At 35.0% G+C, this 15,152-nt stretch carries 12 protein-coding genes, 18 tRNA genes, 1 rRNA gene and 1 other RNA gene; 4 read left to right on the top strand and 28 right to left on the bottom strand.

The window, feature by feature from the left end; all coding sequences use genetic code 11:
- Window positions 1-5 precede the first annotated feature (5 nt).
- The 4 genes from CBF37_RS07710 to tadA form a co-directional block, all read right to left on the bottom strand.
- A complete protein-coding gene (locus tag CBF37_RS07710; protein WP_125984168.1) occupies window positions 6-809 on the bottom strand; it encodes a transporter substrate-binding domain-containing protein in 804 nt (267 codons plus the stop codon).
- A 19-nt stretch (window positions 810-828) separates the two neighbouring features.
- A complete protein-coding gene (locus CBF37_RS07705; RefSeq protein ID WP_125984167.1) occupies window positions 829-1,560 on the bottom strand; it encodes an amino acid ABC transporter ATP-binding protein in 732 nt (243 codons plus the stop codon).
- Between the two features lie 256 nt (window positions 1,561-1,816).
- Window positions 1,817-1,903: signal recognition particle sRNA small type (gene ffs / locus CBF37_RS07700), an RNA gene on the bottom strand.
- Window positions 1,904-1,917: 14 nt separating this feature from the next.
- Window positions 1,918-2,439, bottom strand: a complete 522-nt coding sequence (tadA, locus tag CBF37_RS07695; RefSeq protein WP_125984166.1) for a tRNA adenosine(34) deaminase TadA — start codon at window positions 2,437-2,439, stop codon at window positions 1,918-1,920.
- Between the two features lie 103 nt (window positions 2,440-2,542).
- On the opposite strand from tadA, the gene CBF37_RS07690 reads away from it, so the two are divergent.
- Window positions 2,543-3,406 carry a helix-turn-helix domain-containing protein gene (locus tag CBF37_RS07690; RefSeq protein WP_125984165.1) on the top strand — a complete coding sequence of 288 codons (864 nt, stop codon included), beginning with the start codon at window positions 2,543-2,545 and terminating at the stop codon, window positions 3,404-3,406.
- On the opposite strand, the gene CBF37_RS07685 is transcribed toward CBF37_RS07690, so the two are convergent.
- Window positions 3,403-4,104, bottom strand: a complete 702-nt coding sequence (locus CBF37_RS07685; protein ID WP_125984229.1) for a zinc metallopeptidase — start codon at window positions 4,102-4,104, stop codon at window positions 3,403-3,405. The two genes, CBF37_RS07690 and CBF37_RS07685, sit on opposite strands and share 4 nt — an antisense overlap.
- Window positions 4,105-4,305: 201 nt before the next feature.
- Between CBF37_RS07685 and CBF37_RS07680 the strand changes: the two genes are divergently transcribed.
- Window positions 4,306-5,817, top strand: coding sequence for an AcpB/EbpR/MafR family transcriptional regulator (locus CBF37_RS07680; protein WP_125984164.1), 1,512 nt, complete (start codon window positions 4,306-4,308; stop codon window positions 5,815-5,817).
- 7 nt (window positions 5,818-5,824) lie between these two features.
- A complete protein-coding gene (locus CBF37_RS07675; RefSeq protein ID WP_125984163.1) occupies window positions 5,825-7,003 on the top strand; it encodes a GGDEF domain-containing protein in 1,179 nt (392 codons plus the stop codon).
- Window positions 7,004-7,038: 35 nt separating this feature from the next.
- On the opposite strand, the gene nifJ is transcribed toward CBF37_RS07675, so the two are convergent.
- From nifJ to CBF37_RS07655, 4 genes are all read right to left on the bottom strand, one after another.
- Complete coding sequence (gene nifJ / locus CBF37_RS07670) at window positions 7,039-10,572, bottom strand: pyruvate:ferredoxin (flavodoxin) oxidoreductase (protein WP_240626687.1); 3,534 nt, start codon at window positions 10,570-10,572, stop codon at window positions 7,039-7,041.
- Window positions 10,573-10,603: 31 nt separating this feature from the next.
- Window positions 10,604-11,053, bottom strand: coding sequence for a flavodoxin (locus CBF37_RS07665; RefSeq protein WP_125984162.1), 450 nt, complete (start codon window positions 11,051-11,053; stop codon window positions 10,604-10,606).
- A gap of 154 nt (window positions 11,054-11,207) precedes the next feature.
- The gene (locus CBF37_RS07660; RefSeq protein ID WP_125984161.1) at window positions 11,208-11,483 is read right to left on the bottom strand and encodes a glycine cleavage system H family protein; all 276 of its coding nucleotides are present in this window, start codon (window positions 11,481-11,483) and stop codon (window positions 11,208-11,210) included.
- A gap of 19 nt (window positions 11,484-11,502) precedes the next feature.
- Window positions 11,503-11,862 (bottom strand): arsenate reductase family protein, encoded by a 360-nt coding sequence (locus CBF37_RS07655; RefSeq protein ID WP_125984160.1) that lies wholly within the window; start codon window positions 11,860-11,862, stop codon window positions 11,503-11,505.
- A gap of 149 nt (window positions 11,863-12,011) precedes the next feature.
- On the opposite strand from CBF37_RS07655, the gene CBF37_RS07650 reads away from it, so the two are divergent.
- Window positions 12,012-12,665, top strand: a complete 654-nt coding sequence (locus CBF37_RS07650) for a metal-dependent transcriptional regulator (RefSeq protein ID WP_125984159.1) — start codon at window positions 12,012-12,014, stop codon at window positions 12,663-12,665.
- Between the two features lie 589 nt (window positions 12,666-13,254).
- On the opposite strand, the gene CBF37_RS07645 is transcribed toward CBF37_RS07650, so the two are convergent.
- From CBF37_RS07645 to rrf, 19 genes are all read right to left on the bottom strand, one after another.
- Window positions 13,255-13,326 (bottom strand) — tRNA-Gln (locus CBF37_RS07645).
- Between the two features lie 9 nt (window positions 13,327-13,335).
- A tRNA-His gene (locus tag CBF37_RS07640) sits at window positions 13,336-13,408 on the bottom strand.
- A gap of 22 nt (window positions 13,409-13,430) precedes the next feature.
- Window positions 13,431-13,511 (bottom strand) — tRNA-Tyr (locus tag CBF37_RS07635).
- 3 nt (window positions 13,512-13,514) lie between these two features.
- Window positions 13,515-13,587, bottom strand: a tRNA-Phe gene (locus tag CBF37_RS07630).
- Between the two features lie 32 nt (window positions 13,588-13,619).
- A tRNA-Glu gene (locus tag CBF37_RS07625) sits at window positions 13,620-13,691 on the bottom strand.
- Window positions 13,692-13,702: 11 nt separating this feature from the next.
- Window positions 13,703-13,774: transfer RNA gene (locus CBF37_RS07620), tRNA-Gln, on the bottom strand.
- 10 nt (window positions 13,775-13,784) lie between these two features.
- Window positions 13,785-13,857, bottom strand: a tRNA-His gene (locus tag CBF37_RS07615).
- A 29-nt stretch (window positions 13,858-13,886) separates the two neighbouring features.
- Window positions 13,887-13,970, bottom strand: a tRNA-Leu gene (locus tag CBF37_RS07610).
- Window positions 13,971-13,989: 19 nt separating this feature from the next.
- Window positions 13,990-14,060: transfer RNA gene (locus CBF37_RS07605), tRNA-Cys, on the bottom strand.
- Between the two features lie 11 nt (window positions 14,061-14,071).
- Window positions 14,072-14,143 (bottom strand) — tRNA-Gln (locus CBF37_RS07600).
- 10 nt (window positions 14,144-14,153) lie between these two features.
- Window positions 14,154-14,226 (bottom strand) — tRNA-His (locus CBF37_RS07595).
- A 14-nt stretch (window positions 14,227-14,240) separates the two neighbouring features.
- A tRNA-Trp gene (locus tag CBF37_RS07590) sits at window positions 14,241-14,311 on the bottom strand.
- Between the two features lie 7 nt (window positions 14,312-14,318).
- A tRNA-Tyr gene (locus tag CBF37_RS07585) sits at window positions 14,319-14,399 on the bottom strand.
- 3 nt (window positions 14,400-14,402) lie between these two features.
- Window positions 14,403-14,475 (bottom strand) — tRNA-Phe (locus CBF37_RS07580).
- Between the two features lie 8 nt (window positions 14,476-14,483).
- Window positions 14,484-14,556, bottom strand: a tRNA-Asp gene (locus CBF37_RS07575).
- Between the two features lie 49 nt (window positions 14,557-14,605).
- A tRNA-Glu gene (locus tag CBF37_RS07570) sits at window positions 14,606-14,677 on the bottom strand.
- 10 nt (window positions 14,678-14,687) lie between these two features.
- A tRNA-Ser gene (locus tag CBF37_RS07565) sits at window positions 14,688-14,776 on the bottom strand.
- A 29-nt stretch (window positions 14,777-14,805) separates the two neighbouring features.
- Window positions 14,806-14,879, bottom strand: a tRNA-Asn gene (locus CBF37_RS07560).
- 12 nt (window positions 14,880-14,891) lie between these two features.
- Window positions 14,892-15,007: ribosomal RNA gene (rrf, locus tag CBF37_RS07555) — 5S ribosomal RNA — on the bottom strand.
- Window positions 15,008-15,152: the final 145 nt, after the last annotated feature.

Raw genomic sequence — 15,152 nt, 5'->3', positions numbered from 1 at the left:
TCTTTCTATTTAGACTCTTCATTAAACCATTTTTTATATATTTTATTATATGTACCGTCTTTAGTTATTTTTTCAAGCGCTTGATTTATCTGTACCTGGAATTCTTTTTGTCCCTTATTAATAGCTATACCATACGGTTCATCAGTAAAATTACCACCAGTCAACACGTAGCCTGGATTTTCAGCTGCCATTCCCATCAAAATACTGTTGTCTGTTGTCATCGCTTCACCCTGATCTGACTGTAATGCCGTAAATGCTTCTGCATAGTTTTCCAGCTCTAACACTTTAGCTTGCGGAGCAGCTTTTCGGATATTTTCAGCTGAAGTCGATCCTTTAACTGCTAGAACAGTTTTACCATTATTTAAATCGGCAACTGTTTTGACATCGCTGCCTTTTTTTACCAACAAGGATTGTCCAGCTTTAAAATAAATATCTGAGAAGTCAACCTGCTTTTTTCGTTCATCACTAATGGTCATTGTCGCAATAATAGCATCGATATTTCCATTTTTTAATAATGGAATTCTTGTCTTTGATGTAACTTCGACAAAATCAGCTTTCTTAGATGACCCTAGAATTTCTTTAGTTATCGCCTTAGCAATATCAATATCAAATCCCTCTACTTGTCTTGTTTCAATGTTCATCAAACCAAAAAGTTTGGTATCATTTTTTACACCCCAAACAATCTTATCAGATTGTTTTATTCGTTCAGCAGTACTTTCATCGGATAATTTATTTTTACCGCAGCCTGCAAAAAGAATAATTAAAAGAAGGATGCTTGCAACAGACATGATTTTTTGTCTTAATTTCATGTTGTTTTCCCTCCTCTTTTTAATGATTGATAATTTTACTTAGAAATTGTTTAGCTCGTTCTTCTTGAGGATTATCAAAGAAGGATTCAGATTCCCGATCTTCAAGAATTTGGCCATCAGCCATAAAGATAACTCTATCAGCAACTTCACGTGCAAATCCCATTTCGTGTGTCACCACAACCATGGTCATACCAGATTCATCTGCTAAAGATTTCATAACATCCAAAACCTCGCCTACCATTTCAGGATCAAGGGCTGATGTTGGTTCATCAAACAACATGACATCTGGTGACATTGCCAAACTGCGCGCAATAGCAATACGCTGCTGTTGTCCACCAGATAATTGGGACGGATAATTATCTTTTTTATCCAACATACCAACTCGTTCTAGTAATTTTTCAGCCTTAGCAACAGCCTCTTCTTTACTTTCCTTTAATACTTTAAGTGGTGCAAGTGTCACATTTTCTAATACAGTCATATTAGGATATAAATTAAAGTGTTGAAAAACCATGCCCAGATTTTTACGTACCTCATTTAAATTCGTCTTAGGATCATGAATGTTAACATTATTAACGATTAACTCCCCAGTGGTTATCTCTTCTAAAGCATTAATACAGCGAAGCATCGTACTTTTACCAGACCCAGATGGTCCAATTGCAACGACAACCTCGCCCTCATTAATCTCTAAATTGATATTCTTTAATGCATGAAAATCACCATAATATTTTTCAACATTTTTAAACGAAATCATATTTTTACCCCTTTCTCATCTTTCTAATCTTTCTTTAATTTTAATTCTATACTAATTTTGATAGTTTTGTAAAGTTTTCCAGATTTTTTTCACTATTTTTTTCTAAAACATACGTATTTAAAATAACTTATTGTATTCAAAAAAACTTTAAAAATTAACTATCTGGCATTTTCTCAGTATCAAGTCATAGATAATTATTTTTTAAGTATTTCATACTTTTATTTTTTTCTATAAAAAAAAAGCCTATAACCGGCCTATTTATATTAGACACATGGTAGCACTCACGTAGTGCTGCTTCCTTCCAGATCTGACACGCTTAGCGAGCCTACCATTGTCCTAGCCTTTCGGCAAAACTTATTATACTAAACTTCTATCTGAAATACTAGTCTTTTTTTGTTTTTTCTTTCGGTTTCTTAATTTTTTAAAAAAATCTGTTAGTAATTGACCGCATTCATTTTCTAAGATACCTGATTCTACATATGACATATGATTAAAACGGTTATCCTGTAATAAATTCATTAAGCTGTCAACTGTACCGCCTTTTGGATCTTTAGCACCATAAAAGACTTCATCAATACGTGACATTAGGATTGCACCGCTGCACATTGGACATGGCTCTAAAGTTACAAATAACTGAGCTCTTTCAAGACGCCAACTACCTAACTTACGATTAGCATCCTTTATCGCCAATAATTCAGCATGAGTAGTAGCATCCTGTGACAATTCTCTTACATTGTGTCCTCTTCCGATGATTTTTCCATCCAAAACAACGATTGCCCCTATTGGAACCTCATTAATCAATTCAGCTTTTTTAGCTTCTAAAATAGCTTCCTTCATAAAATACTTTTTTTGTTCCCCAGTTAATACTGATATTTTCATGTGCCCTCCTCATAACTATTACATTGATTCATACTAACTAATAACAAATAATAATTTAATTATGTTACACTAATTTAAAACAATTTGAAAGGACTATTATATTATGAATCTTTCCGAATTAAAAAAAATCTATCCTAATTATAATATTGAAAATTCTAATACGCCAGGACTATCAAATTACTTATCACTTTACGTTGAAGGCGTTTGGTTCAATATTCCAAAAAAAGATTTAACTGAGCGTGAAATAAAACTATTACAGGCTTTATTTCAAACGGATGCAAAAAATGAAAAGTTTAAAAATCGATTGTGGTATAATTTTTTATTCAATCATCAAGATATCGCAATGGATGATGGAACATTCCGCATATTTCAACTAAAACTACCAGACACTGTTAATAAATCTGTTGCTTCCGACTGGTTAACTTGTTTTACTGCTTTATTCCATTCTGTTGAAGACTATTTTTTTATCACAGAAACTTACGCGATTGTTATTGAAAAAAAAGAAGCCTTGCAATACTCAGATACAGATATTGAAGGTATGATTTTAACACTCGAAAGTGATTTTTTACTACGCCCCGAATTATATATTGGTATGTACCAGCCAATGTCAAACAATTTTACGGAAACCTTCAAAGAAGAGCAACGAATCTTTTTTAACTATCAAGTTGATAAAATTACCAGTTTCTCTTTCCAAAGTGTTGCTTTACAATACTTAACCAAAGAAAGTATTGAAAAAAGTTCGATTATGCAATCTATTCGTCTAATTCTAGCTAAAAATCAAGACATGCATGACATTGTAACAACACTTTGGCAGGAACAAGGCAATCTAGCTTCAACGGCAAAAAAAATGTACCTTCATAGAAATACCTTGCAATACCGCATGGATAAATTCTATGAACGTACAGGTTTATCATTAAAAAATATGACTGATTTGACTCTGTGTTATTTAATTATCAGCCATCCCTAATTACGGCGATTTTGGTTGCCAAAAATTAAAATTAATCGTAAAAGTTGCAACAATGATGCGATAGTCGCAGCTACATAAGTCAGCGCAGCAGCAGTTAATACCTTGCGTGCCATCACTAATTCATCATCGTCCAGTAAATGGTTATCTGACAATACTGCTAACGCACGGCGAGATGCGTTAAATTCTACTGGAAGCGTAACAACTTGAAATAAAAATGTTAACGCAAAGCAGATAATACCAATATAAACTAAAAATGGCATACTACTAAAGAATATTGAGCCGATAATTATTAAAGGAATTGATATTTGTGCACTGAAGTTTACAACTGGTACCATAACACTACGCAGTTTTAAAGGGGTATACTTTTTCTGGTCTTGAATCGCATGACCACATTCATGAGCTGCAACACCTATCGCAGCAACGGATGTCGAATCAGACACTGTTTCAGATAAACTGAGTATTTTAGTATGCGAATTATAATTATCTGTTAAATCACCTGAAATTTTTTGTACACCGACATCTTTAATTCCAGCATCTCTTAACAGCATACTTGAAACTTCACTAGCTGTATGTCCTTTTTTGCTAGACACTTTAGAATACTTATTGTACGTACTCTTTACATAGCTTGAAGCTGCTAACGAAATCAACAAACCAATAATTACTAATCCATACGTTGGATCAAATACATAATATGGCATAAACATAGTTTTACTTCCTCCCATTTCATCTCTTGCTACAATAATAACAGACAAATTTGAATTTAGTTAGTCTTATTTCCTAATAATCTTATTTCTCCTAATTGTTAAATAAGATCCTTGTTTCATTCTGTAGATTTATTGTATAAAATAGTGTATCTTTACTATATATACTGTGAAAAAATCTCAAAGGGAGGGGTTACTTTGCGTGATTTATTAGATATTCCGATGCAGAGAAGATTGAGAATTATCGAACAGTTGAATGAAGCGCCAGGTTGGACTAGTTCAAATGAATTAGCTAAGTTAAATAATGCTTCCTTACGAACAATAAATAATGATATAAGCTATTTAAAAGATAATTGGTATCCACACCTTTTAATAGAAACATCGAAGAAAAACGGAGTGAGACTTACGACATTGCCTAGTAGTCATGTTATGCTGGTCTATAATTATGTTTTCAAAAACTCTGACTCATTTCGTTTATTAGACGCCATCTTCTTTGATACAACCAAAAGTATTGAGAAATGGGGTGAAACGCTGTTTATTAGTGAATCTTCTTTATACCGGATTATCAACGAACTGACATTGTCGTTAACTAATTACAGCTTAACTTTAGAAAAAAAGCCTTGTCGTATTATTGGTGAAACTGAGTTAAATGTCCGACTATTTTTTACTAGTTTTTTCAGAGAAGCTTATTCAGTCACAGAATGGCCTTATCCAATGAATAAAAAAGACACCATCGACTTTGTTTTATCTTTACTAAATTCCCACAATAAAAATATCCAGTCAAACCAAGTAATGAAATTAACCAATTTAGTATGCACCAGCCTAATTCGTATCAGTCAAGGTTTTTATATCGAGCGGTCCATCGCTAATTCAATAGAAAACAAACGTTTTACTAAAATACTTGAAAAATCAAAACCGCAATTATTAAAAATATGTGAACAATTAGACATTACTTATGATAATTACCTCATTACTGACTTGGCATATTCACTATTTTACCATCGAAATAATTGGACAAATGAACAAGAAAGGCTAGATATTACTAAAGAAATACGACAACTTATTAAAACAATCCGAGATGTTTTTGACTTAACTTTAAATAATAAAATTGCAGATGAAATTGAAGATTACTTAGTGCATCTTTATCTCTTCCACAAAGTATATCCTTATCGTAATTATATAATTTTTGATAAATATTACTATAGTGGTAAGACAATTAAAAACAATTTTCCTTTCTTCAGCAGTGTCGTGGAAAAAGTGCTTAAATCAATGGAGAGCAATACTAGATTCCCGTGGTTTTCATCATATAATTATGTTATCTTATACAATATCATGGTCAAATGGGGAAATCTTTCAGAATTACTGGAAGAAAAGAAGGTTAAAGTACAAGTACTCGTAATAAGTGATTTAGGTGAAGAACACTGTCATTTTTTAGCAGAAATGATACGAAAAAATTTCAGACACAAAATAAATTTAACTGAGTATAAAGATCTTGTTGTCTTTCTAGATAATATTGATCCTGCTTACTTTAATAAATATGATTTAATCATTACGACTTTCAATACTAATATTTTACCTGTTCAAAAATTAATTGTTATTGATGATGTCCCCTCAAATCAAGATTGGGCAACTATTAGAATTTCCATTAATAAACTCTTTAAGCTCAGTGATACTATGGTTAAAGAAGTACAACACATTGAAGAGGAGTAACTAATTTATGATATTTGAGTTTATCAATCTCATTGTCATCAATGTTTCATTAATCATTAGTAGTATCTTTTTATTTTACTTTACAGCCATATATATATCTATGAAAAATGAACAAGAAACGAAATTCTCTTTTGCACCTGAGTCGCCCCGTCTTGTTTTATCAACACGCGTCAAAATTATTCTCGGTGTTCTTGTGGGTTGTCTAGGTATTCTAATTTCATTTAACGGTATTTCAATAAGCGGAGAGTTTTATATTGATGTTCGCTATTTACCTGTTTACTTCTCCATCATCTATGGGGCGCCAATGATTGGCGGTATTGCTGCCATCATTATTATGATGTTTAAAAATATTCAGTTCTTTCTTTTAGACACTCCATTAATCAATTATATCGATAATACTTTGTTTATATTTATTATTTTATTAATCAGCTGGTCAATCTACAATCGACATTTAACATTAAGGCAATCGGGGATTATCTACCTAAGTTATTCTTTAATGACACGTTTTTTTATTCTATTCTTTATTTATTATCCAGCTTGGACAAATAACATGATTATCAATGTGACGATTTATATTTTTTTATACACTCTTTTATTTTTAATTACTTCTATCATTTTAGATAACATTATTAATATGTTTAAAAAAGTTATCAGTTATAAAGAACGGTCAACATTTGATTTATTAACAAATCTATACAATAAACATGTGTTTTCACTATTTCTAGAAAATTTTTACACACAGGCAATGCATCAGCGTAGTTTTTTTTCATTAGCTATTATTGATGGTGATGAATTTAAGGAAATAAATGACCATTATGGACATTTATTTGGTGATGATATTTTAGTTCACCTCGGCAAGGCTATTAACTCGGTCACGAATAATTCTAACATTCTTGGTTTTAGAATCGGCGGGGATGAATTTGCAATTCTTTTTGATGATACCATTGTGTCACCAATAAAATACTGTCAAACTATACAGCTTTACTTAAAAAATCATCCACTAATAATTGAAGAAAACGAAATCAAACTGACATTATCAATTGGAATAATTACTGTTGAACAAACTTCCCCTGCAGATAATATTCAAAAATCTTATCAAGATATTTTTGAATTAGCTGATAAAGAAATGTATATCGCGAAAGCAAAAGGCCGGGACACTATCCAGCATTCATTCATTGCAAATTAAAAAGGAGGCAACCTGAACAGGCTGCCTCCTTTTTCTTATTTGCCACTAAGTTCTTTATATCGTTGATTCTTTTCAATAGCATCATCTGCTGATTTTTCTAAAAGATGTGATACTTCCTCTTCATCTTTTAAAACATTGTTTAATGCAGAAAAACGCGTTTGAAGTTTAAAGAAGTCTGGTAACATATCATAATTTGTTTTTTTAGAATCAATTCTCATTGGTTCTTTACCCTTTTCCATTAATAACGGATTATATCGATATAATGGCCAATACCCTGATTCGACAGCTTCCTTAGAAAAATCAATTGCATGACTCATACCGCCTTTTATTCCATGATTAATACATGGAACAAAACCAATAATTAGTGATGGTCCCGGATAAGCTTCAGCTTCAGCAATTGCCTTTATTGTTTGTGCCGGATTAGCATTTAAGGAAACTTGTGCGACATAAACATGTCCATAGGTCATTGCCATCATACCCAGATCTTTCTTAGCTGTTCGTTTACCCGACGCAGTAAATTTTGTAATTGCCCCAGTTGGCGTTGCTTTAGATACTTGACCACCTGTATTTGAATACATTTCATTATCCATAACAAATAAATTAACGTCCTCACCACTAGCTAATACATGATCCAAACCGCTGAAACCTATATCATAAGCCCAACCATCGCCTCCAATTATCCATTGGCTTGGTTTTACAAAAAGATCTCGTTGTTCATACACTGGCAATAATTCTGGATAGAAGGCTACTTCCTCTAATAAAGCTGCTTCCAATTTAGTAGATCGTTGTCTAGAGCCTTCACCTTCAAACATGTGGTCTATCCAATCTACCATGAGTTCTCGCAATGAATCTGAACCGATTGAGTCTTCTATAACTCGTTCCATCTGATGTTTAAGATGCAGACGCTGTGTCTTATTTGCAATATACATACCGTACCCATATTCAGCATTATCTTCCAGTAAAGAATTGCTCCATGCAGGACCTTGACCTTCATCATTTGTTGTATATGGTGTAGCAGGCGCTGAACCTCCCCAAATAGATGAGCAACCAGTAGCGTTTGACATCATAAGACGGTCGCCATAAAGTTGTGTCAGTAATTTTACGTAGGATGTTTCACCACAGCCAGAGCATGCTCCCGAAAATTCAATCAGCGGTTTCTCAAATTGTGACCCTTTAATACTTTCTTTTTTCTTTACCGGATTAGCTTTCTGTTTAAGTGTCATTGCAAAAGCCCAGTTGACTGCTTCATCCTTTTGTTCTGAATATGGACGCATAACTAATGCTTTTTCTTTTGCTGGACAAGCTTCAACACATAATCCACAACCAGTACAATCTTCCAAAGATACCTGAATTCGATAAAGTAAACCGTCTGCACCTTTCATTTCACGCGTAATAAAACCTTCTGGTGCTTCCTGCATTTCTTCATCATCCGCTAAAAATGGTCTAATCGCTGCATGCGGACAAACAAACGCACATTCATTACACATTGTGCACGTTTCCGGCAACCATTCTGGAACCTCTAATGCAACACCGCGTTTTTCGTATGCCGCAGTACCGCTTGGAATCGTTCCATCTATCATGCCGTTATCTATCAACTGCTTCACACTTAATGAATCACCCTCTTGGCGATTTACAGGTTCTAAAATTTCTCTAACGTATTTTGGTTTATTAAGATCAATGACTTCTTCTTCAACAACGATTTCATGCCATTCATCAGGTATGTTAATTTTGACAATATGCTCACACGTCTCATCGATTACTTGATGATTACGCCGCACAATTTCTTCGGATTTTTTGCCATATGCTTTCTCAACTTCGTCCTTTAAATATGGAATAAATTCGTCACGTGTCAATAAATTGGTTAACTCGAAGAAAGCTGTAGACATGGCAGTATTAATCCGTCTGCCAAGCCCCGCTTCTTGCGATAAAGACATAGCATCGATAATATAAAAGTCGGCTTGCTTATCTGCAAGCATTTTTTTCAAACGTTTAGGCAGCAATCGTTTGACACGTTGTTCATCCCAAGTAGTATTTAAAATAAAAGTACCACTTTGTTTTAATGAATTAATTAAATCATATTTATGAATATATGAAGCGTTATGACATCCGATAAAATCTGCCTGTTCAACATAATAAGTGGAATCAATCGGTTCCTCGCCAAAGCGAATATGTGAGATAGTCAAACCGCCAGATTTTTTCGAATCATATGCAAAATAACCTTGTGCATACTTATCTGTATGATTACCAATTATTTTAATGGCTTGTTTGTTCGCTCCTACTGTACCGTCTGAACCAAACCCCCAGAATTTCGCTTGAAAAATATTATTTGGTGTTAAATCCAATTGCGGTCCCAATGGCAATGATAGATGTGTTGCATCGTCAGTAATACCTATAGTAAATCGATACTTCAAATCATCAGGAGAAAGTCTTAGATGATCAAAAATAGCTTTAATCTGATTTGGAGCCACATCTTTAGATCCTAGACCATAACGCCCACCGATTACAATAGGGCGGTTGATATGCCGATATAATGCACTTTGAATATCTAACAGCAACGGCTCACCATCAGCACCTGGTTCTTTAGTCCTATCTAAAACAGCGACCTTTTCAACTGTTGCAGGTAGTTTTTCCAGCAAATTATCAGTTGGAAATGGTCGATATAAATGTATATTAATGTGGCCCACTTTACAGCCTTTTTTATTCAAATAATCAACCGTCTGACGAATCGTCGGTGACACAGAACCCATTGAAATTATTACTTCAGTAGCATCAGATGCACCGTAATAATTGGTTAAATCATAATCTGTTCCTCTAATATTATTTATTTGTTTCATATAATTTTGAACAATTTTAGGAACTTCTTCATAATGTCCATTTATTGTTTCTCTTTGTTGAAAATGAATATCTGGATTTTGTGCCGTCCCAGAGACATTCGGACGGTTCGGGTTCATCCCTCTTGACCTAAAATGAGCCAATGCATCTTGGTCCACTAATTCAGCTAATTCATCATAAGGAATTGTCTCTATTTTCTGTAATTCATGGCTAGTTCTAAACCCATCAAAGAAATTAATAAATGGCAAACTAGCCTTGATACTAGCTAAATGAGCTACCGCCGATAAATCCATTACTTCCTGTACTGAACTTTCAGCCAACATGCAAAAACCAGTCTGTCGCGCGGCCATCACATCTCCATGATCGCCAAAAATACTTAACGCATTAGTCGTTACCGCACGACTAGCCACATGAAAGACTGATGGGAGTAACTCTCCCGCAATTTTGTACATATTTGGAATCATTAATAATAAGCCTTGTGACGCAGTATAGGTAGACGTTAGAACACCTGTTTTTAAAGAACCATGCACTGTGCCTGCAGCCCCAGCTTCTGACTGCAGACTGACGACTTGCACCGGTTCTCCAAAGATATTTTTACGATTTTTTACTGACCATTCTTCTACCACTTCCGCCATTGTCGAGCTTGGAGTTATTGGATAAACTGCAGCAACCTCAGTAAATGCGTATGATATATAAGCTGCTGCCGTATTACCATCCATTGTGATTTTACGTGCCATCTTTACACCTTCTCTTTTATTAATAAAAAATTTATTGATTCACAGCTTCTGTCAATTCATCAACAAATCCTTGCAATAAATCATAATCTTCATCTTCTGCATTATGTTCTATACAGACTAATTCAGCACCTCTTTTAGCACCAGTTTTTTCAAATTGTTCGATAAAATCACGCGCCGATTGACAATAAAATTCACCATACTCTGTGTCTCCAGAACCGACAACTCCATAAATTTTACCTGTCAAATCTTCATCAGGAAGATCTGAGAAAAAATCTTCAAATTCAAATGGAAGGTCTCCATCTCCATAAGTATATGTTGCAATAACACAAACATCTGCGTCATCAAAAAAATCCGAATCAACATCAGAACACTCTTCACGTTCGACATCTAATCCTTCATCAACAAACTTATCTTCAATTATTTCAGATATTTCTTCGGTATTACCCGTCATACTCGCATATACTATTTTAACTAATGCCATATAACATTCCTCACTTCATATAATCTATATAATTTTTTCACAAGTTATCAAATTAATTTTAACACAAATTGAACATAAGCGAAATGTCATATAGTTAATTATCTGAATTTAAAAAGAAAAAATGACAAACCTCTAATAGTTTGTCATTTTTTCACTATTTTTTTACCTTATATAACCAAGCTTTTGGTTCATCCAGTAATGTAACATCTTGATTATTAATTTCTACTATCTTACCAGACACAGGTGATTCATATTCAACAACTGCTTTTTCAGCTTCAAGTTCTATAATTTCGTCACCTTGTGAAACTTTTTGTCCTACTTTAGGAAAAGATGCAAAACTGATTTTCCCCAAATCATCTTGTGCAGATACCGTTAGGCCGACAACAATTAAATCATCTTCTTCTTTGATCCACAAATTCTTATCTGTCATAATTTTTTATTCACCTCTACTATTTTAAAAAAGCTTGCTCATAATCTAATTCTTTAAAACCAAGTAATACCTGATTATTATCCAAAAGCATAATCGGACGTTTTATCAGCATTCCATCAACAGTCAGCCGGCCTGCTGCTTCATCTATAGAAAAATCATTAACAATATTTTTTAAATGCTGTTCACGATATCTGGCACCACTTGTATTAAAAAAACGTCGAATTGGATATTTATTATTTTCCATCCATTCAATAAGCAACTCTTTAGCAGGAGGGTGTTCAATCATATTAATTTCTTCATATATGATATGATGTTCTTCTAACCACGCTTTTGCTTTTTTACATGTAGAACATTTAGGATACCAATAAAAAACTGTCATGCATTATTCCTCGCTTTCTAATATTCTACCTAAGTATATCACAGCTAAATTCAAAAAAATATAAAACTACTTTAATGTTTATATAATTTCTAAAAATTATGGTATACTAGATTAGTTAGACAAAATATCTCAATCACGTGGAGGGTGCTATGGCAAAATCATCAAGTAATAAAGAAGACTATTTAAAAGCTATCTATGAAAATAATGGTATTGACGAATTTGTTTCAAACAAAACACTCTCAAACCATTTAAAAGTCTCACCTGCATCCGTTACAGAAATGGTTGAAAAACTCCGTGACGATCAATTATTAGAATACAAACCTTATACTGGTGTAAAATTAACACTAGCGGGATTAAATCAAACAATCAGCATCATTAGAAATCATCGTATTATCGAAACATTTTTATTTACAAAATTAGGCTACTCACTTCATGAAATTCATCATTTATCAGAAGAATTAGAGCATGTTAAAGATCCTATTTTCTTTAATCGTTTATACAAATACTTAGATGAACCAAAAACATGCCCGCATGGCGGTATCATTCCTACGGTTGATAACTACCGTGAATCTGCACTTAAGTCAATCGCAACTTGCCAATCTGGAGAGAGTATCATTCTTGAAAGAGTGCTGGATGACTCACTTATTCTTAACTATTTAGCATCTATAGATTTGAAAATCGGAGACACGATTAATATAATTACAATTGACAGTTTTAATGAATTAATGGTTTTTACAATTAATCATTCAAAACAAACTTTTCATCTTAACTTAAAACAAGCCCAATTATTGTTTACACATTAAAAAGAGGATAATACTTATTCAGGTATTATCCTCTTTTACTTTTATGGCTGTATAATTTTTGATGTAGATGAATTTTCCAGATAAATTAAAGTGACAAAACCACATTTTAAAAAAAAGAGATTCACATGTCTCATAACCACTGTACTCAAGTTTTACTTGATTTGAAAGACTATATAAATCACATTTGGAACTCTTCTTAAAAAATTCTAATGATATCGCTACTATCGTTTATTTAAAAGCACTTCGCCTAAGACTGATATAAGGGGGCTATTTACTTAGTCTAAACAAGGAATTAACTAAAATTTATAAGCTTTCCCTGACCTATTGTTATTGAACAACGAATTAATGTCTGATTCAATTAGTATTTTGAATAATATTTACCAACATATTCCATTTTCTAGCAGACCACTAGATGGGTTTATTAATAAAATTAAACTAATCAAAATATAGCTCATGAATTTGTAAGCTTTTGAAACTATAAATATAGAACATTACTCATTTTTAAAGACAAACAAATAAGCAACAAAAACCATTCGGCTCTCATTACTTAAAATAATTATTCTTTCTATCAATGCACTAATAAAAGTTACTGGGCTAGCTGGATTCGAACCAACGAGTGACGGAGTCAAAGTCCGTTGCCTTACCGCTTGGCTATAGCCCAAAAAAAAAAGGCGACTGATGGGAATCGAACCCACGCATGTCGGAACCACAATCCGATGTGTTAACCACTTCACCACAATCGCCATATTATTTTTAATTAAAAAATGGAGGGAGGCAGATTCGAACTGCCGAACCCAAAGGAGCGGATTTACAGTCCGCCGCGTTTAGCCACTTCGCTATCCCTCCAAATGGCGCAAGACAGAATCGAACTGCCGACACACGGAGCTTCAATCCGTTGCTCTACCAACTGAGCTATTGCGCCTTTCATACTGGAATGATTTAAATAATACATTATGACCCGTACGGGAATCGAACCCGTGTTACCGCCGTGAAAGGGCGGTGTCTTAACCGCTTGACCAACGGGCCAAAAAAATAAACTGGGCTAGCTGGATTCGAACCAACGAGTGACGGAGTCAAAGTCCGTTGCCTTACCGCTTGGCTATAGCCCATAAATAAAAGGGCGACTGATGGGGATCGAACCCACGCATGTCGGAACCACAATCCGATGTGTTAACCACTTCACCACAATCGCCATATATTTATTTTAAAAAATCTAACTAATACCGGCGGCCGGGGTCGAACCGGCACGCCCTTGCGGGCACAGGATTTTGAGTCCAGCGCGTCTGCCAATTCCGCCACGCCGGCATATATATTAATTAGAAAAAGGCGGTAACCGGATTTGAACCGATGATGAAGGTGTTGCAGACCTCTGCCTTACCACTTGGCTATACCGCCGCTACTTAAAACTGGGCTAGCTGGATTCGAACCAACGAGTGACGGAGTCAAAGTCCGTTGCCTTACCGCTTGGCTATAGCCCATAAATAAAAGGGCGACTGATGGGGATCGAACCCACGCATGTCGGAACCACAATCCGATGTGTTAACCACTTCACCACAATCGCCATATTAAATTAAACAGGGGTAGTAGGACTCGAACCCACGCTGACGGTTTTGGAGACCGTAGTTCTACCACTAAACTATACCCCTATTATAATGGAGGGAGGCAGATTCGAACTGCCGAACCCAAAGGAGCGGATTTACAGTCCGCCGCGTTTAGCCACTTCGCTATCCCTCCAAATGGCGCAAGACAGAATCGAACTGCCGACACACGGAGCTTCAATCCGTTGCTCTACCAACTGAGCTACTGCGCCAATAAATACGGTCCCGACGGGATTTGAACCCGCGATCTCCTGCGTGACAGGCAGGCATGTTAACCCCTACACCACGGAACCTATTATTGGATTATATTCAACTAACCATTAATTATATTTCTATAATTAATGACCCGTACGGGAATCGAACCCGTGTTACCGCCGTGAAAGGGCGGTGTCTTAACCGCTTGACCAACGGGCCTTAAAGTTTACGGAGAGTAAGGGATTTGAACCCTTGAGACAGTTATCACCGCCTACATGATTTCCAATCATGCTCCTTCGGCCACTCGGACAACTCTCCAGATTCAAATACTACATCCATAAAAACAACTCCGGCAGTAGGACTCGAACCTACGACATCATGATTAACAGTCATGCGCTACTACCAACTGAGCTATGCCGGATAACTAATAAAAGCACGGCACCGTCCTACTCTCACAAAGGGAAACCCTTCACTACCCTCGGCGCTAAAAAGCTTAACTTCTGTGTTCGGCATGGTTACAGGTGTATCCTTTTTGCCATCGCCACCGCACTTTTATTACCTATTCTGTTGAGTGAGTATTCACTCAAAACTGGAGTTGAATTATTTATCTTCATATCGACACCGTTTTTTTGGTTAAGTCCTCGATTGATTAGTACTGGTCCGCTCCATACATCACTGTACTTCCACTCCCAGC

It is taken from the genome of Vagococcus vulneris (assembly GCF_003950515.1).
Classification (GTDB): domain Bacteria; phylum Bacillota; class Bacilli; order Lactobacillales; family Vagococcaceae; genus Vagococcus; species Vagococcus vulneris.
This window is presented reverse-complemented; position numbering and strand designations above follow the sequence as displayed.